The 732-nt window shown below is 35.2% G+C and carries 2 protein-coding genes; both read right to left on the bottom strand.

Annotation, left to right across the window (positions count from 1 at the left end; translation table 11 throughout):
• On the bottom strand, positions 1–208 hold a 208-nt coding region (locus BCAMP_RS11395; RefSeq protein WP_035315710.1), incomplete at its 3' end, for a hypothetical protein.
• 247 nt (positions 209–455) lie between these two features.
• Positions 456–732: primase-like DNA-binding domain-containing protein (locus BCAMP_RS11390; protein WP_035315709.1), on the bottom strand; the 277-nt coding region annotated here is incomplete at its 5' end.

Below are 732 nucleotides of genomic sequence, written 5' to 3'. Positions count from 1 at the left end.
GACCTATTTCGTTTTTCACTTCTACAAAGAACATTTTTCCGTCTGCAATACGATAGCCAAACAAATCACTAAATCCTTTCGGCAAACCTGTCGAAACAGGTATACCTGTTTTCGTATAAAACAATCCAACGTTTCCTCGAAAACAAACACAGCCATTTTCAGATAATGCGACACGTATTTCATTCTGAATCTGTTTTTCTGATTTCATGTATTACCTCCTAATAAAAAAGTGGACGGGTGGACGGGTGGACGGGTTTGAACGCTAAAATAACACTCTTTTATATATTTTTACTTTTACTTTTTTATTTACTTCTTTATTTATTATTACTATTCCAACTATTACAAAATAATAATAAATATAATATAAATATAGTAATAGCAAGGGTTTAGGGCGTTTTTTTTAAATGGAAGGGTTTGTTTTCAACTAGTCCAAACCATTCCAAACTATTCCACTTTTAAAGCCCTCTCACTCCAATACTGAACGGTTTACTGTCATCTAATAAATCTATTCCGTCGTAAACAATTCCATTTGACCGACGCTTTGCAAATTTCATTCCCATTTCTTTTCCAAATTTCGTATTGCTCATCATGTATTGACCGTTTTCGCTCGCCCACTCTCTGTACGCTTGGTAGAGCGTTTTTGCTTTAACAGATTGATTAATGCCTGTCGTGCAGCACTCGTTGATAAATAATGCTGTCGCGTCCATTTCTTCTCGATACTCTTTACTCGCA

This window comes from Brochothrix campestris FSL F6-1037, from assembly GCF_000525915.1.
GTDB classification, from domain to species: Bacteria; Bacillota; Bacilli; order Lactobacillales; family Listeriaceae; genus Brochothrix; species Brochothrix campestris.
Note: the sequence above shows the minus strand (reverse complement) of the source record. Positions and strands in the feature narration are given on the sequence as shown.